Annotated in this window: 2 protein-coding genes; both read left to right on the top strand. The window is 62.3% G+C overall.

Features of this window, described 5'->3' with window-relative positions; genetic code table 11:
• Positions 1-1,130, top strand: a 1,130-nt coding sequence (tgt, locus tag VNZ93_RS13825; protein WP_325705888.1) for a tRNA guanosine(34) transglycosylase Tgt, incomplete at its 5' end; no start/stop codon positions are given.
• 183 nt (positions 1,131-1,313) lie between these two features.
• A partial coding sequence (gene glpD / locus VNZ93_RS13820; protein WP_325705885.1) for a glycerol-3-phosphate dehydrogenase occupies positions 1,314-2,694 on the top strand: 1,381 nt, incomplete at its 3' end.

The following is a 2,694-nucleotide window of genomic DNA, read 5'->3' as shown; positions in this document are numbered from 1 at the left end:
TGACTGAGACATTCCAATTTCGCGTTCTTGCCACCGATGGCAATGCCCGCCGGGGTGAAATTTCCATGCCGCGCGGCACCATCCGCACGCCTGCCTTCATGCCGGTCGGTACGGGTGGTACGGTCAAGGCCATGTATATGGACCAGGTTCGCGGGCTTGGCGCCGATATCATCCTGGGCAACACCTACCACCTGATGCTGCGTCCCGGTGCGGAGCGTGTGGCGAAGCTCGGCGGCCTGCACACTTTTTCGCGTTGGTCCGGGCCGATCCTGACAGACTCGGGCGGCTTTCAGGTCATGTCGCTTTCTGGACTCCGCAAGATCACGGAAGAGGGCGTAAAATTCCGCTCGCATGTGGATGGCCGCGTCTTTGAGATGAGCCCTGAACGATCAATCGAGATCCAGGGCTTGCTAGACTCAGACATCCAGATGCAGCTCGACGAATGCGTGAAGCTGCCGGCGACGCTGAAGCAGATCGAAAAGGCGATGGAGCTTTCCATCCGCTGGGCCGAGCGCTGCAAGGTTGCCTTTGGCGACCAGCCGGGCAAGGCCATGTTCGGGATCGTGCAGGGAGGCGATAACGTCAACTTGCGGCTCCGTTCAGCCGAAGCGCTCAAGGCGCTTGATCTCAAAGGCTATGCCGTGGGTGGTCTTGCCGTGGGTGAGCCGCAGCATGTGATGCTCGAAATGCTGGAAGCCACGTGCCCGGTGCTGCCCGAGAGCAAGCCGCGCTACCTGATGGGCGTGGGGACGCCCGACGACATCCTGAAGAGCGTCGCGCGCGGCATCGACATGTTCGACTGCGTGATGCCGACACGGGCAGGGCGGCACGGTCTCGCATTCACCCGCTACGGCAAGATCAATCTGAAGAACGCCCGCCACGCGGACGATCATCGTCCGCTGGACGAGGAGAGCGAGTGCCCGGCGACGCGCGACTACAGCCGCGCCTATCTCCACCACCTGATAAAGTCGAATGAGCTCCTCGGCGCCATGCTGTTAACGTGGAACAATCTCGCCTATTACCAGAGCCTGATGCAGGATATCCGCGCGGCTATCGAGGCCGGACGCTTCGCCGACCGCTCCGCCGAGATCCAGGAAGGCTGGGAACGCGGAGATATTCCCGCGCTTTAGCCCTTTGGGTCGGGGCTGATAGCCCCGTCCTTCTCTCCCTACGTCCGCACCCGCGTAACCGTACATGGTATGACTATGTACGGATGCGCTTTTGTTATTATAGTCTGAGCTGCACATGTGACGCAGAGGGGGCACGATCGGTCTGGTCCGGTGTGTTCGTTGCTTGATGCAACCGGAGCGCTCATGACCGAGGACGTGTTCGATCTGTTGATCGTGGGGGGTGGCGTGAATGGGTGCGGCATCGCGCGGGATGCCGTGGGGCGCGGCTATTCCGTCGTATTGGCCGAAATGGGTGACCTCGCAAGCGGCACCTCATCGGCCTCGACCAAACTCGTGCACGGCGGCTTGCGCTATCTCAAGCAGTCCGAGTTTAGGCTCGTCCGCGAAGCGCTGCGCGAACGCGAGGTTCTGTGGCGCAACGCGCCCCACATCATCCGGCCCGGGCGGTTCATCCTGCCCGTGGTCGAAGGGTTGAGCAGCGCATGGCTGATCCGGATTGGCCTTCTGCTCTATGACACGCTCGGGGGTTTCAGCACCCTCGGCCGCACGCGCCCGCTCGACCTTCGCAAGGATCCGGCCGGAAAGCCGCTCAAGAAGCATCTTCGCAAGGCATTCGAATATTCCGACTGTATCGTCGACGACGCGCGGCTTGTGGTCTTCAATGCAATGGATGCCGCCAGGCGCGGCGCTTCGATCCGCACGCACACGAAGGTGATCCGCGCCGAGGAGGAGGGCGATCATTGGGCGATCACCCTGCAGGACATGGACAATGGGCGGCGGGAATTCGTGCGGGCGCGCATGATCGTCAATGCGGCGGGACCCTGGGCAGACGAAATGCTTCCGTTGCTCGGCGCCCACGCGGCCGACCATCACCTGCGGCTGGTCAAGGGCAGCCACATCGTCATTCCCCGCAAGTTTCATGACCCACGCGCCTACATCTTCCAGAACCGCGACGGTCGCATCATCTTCGCCATTCCCTATGAGCAGGATTTCACGCTGATCGGCACCACGGACGAGGATTTTGCCGGAGATCCGGGCGAGGCGACCATCAGCGAGGCCGAGACGCGTTACCTCTGCGAGGCAGCCAGTGCCTATTTCGAAGAGCCGGTGACGCTGGAAGAGGTGGTCTGGTCCTACGCGGGCGTGCGTCCGCTCTATGATGACGGCGCGGCACGGGCTCAGGATGCGACGCGCGACTATGTGCTGAAGGTCGACCGTCACGGCGCGCTGCGCGTGCTGAACGTCTTCGGCGGCAAGATCACGACTTACCGGCGACTTGCCGAAGCAGCCCTTGGGATGATCGCGGGCGAGATCGGGCAGCGCGGACGTGAATGGACGGCGGATGCACCGCTGCCTGGCGGCGATTTTCCTGCAGCGGAATACGACCGAAAGGTCATGTGCCTGCTACGCGCATTTCCGTTCCTGGATCGTCCCCATGCACGCAGGCTCGTGCGGCTCTACGGAACGTTGGCCCATGACGTTCTGGGAACGGCGTCTTCTGTCGCGGATCTTGGCCGGCATTTTGGAGCGGATCTCTACGAATGCGAGCTTTGCTATCTCGCCG

The organism is Pseudorhodoplanes sp. (genome assembly GCF_035565795.1).
In the GTDB taxonomy this organism is placed as follows: Bacteria; Pseudomonadota; Alphaproteobacteria; order Rhizobiales; family Xanthobacteraceae; genus Pseudorhodoplanes.
This window is presented reverse-complemented; position numbering and strand designations above follow the sequence as displayed.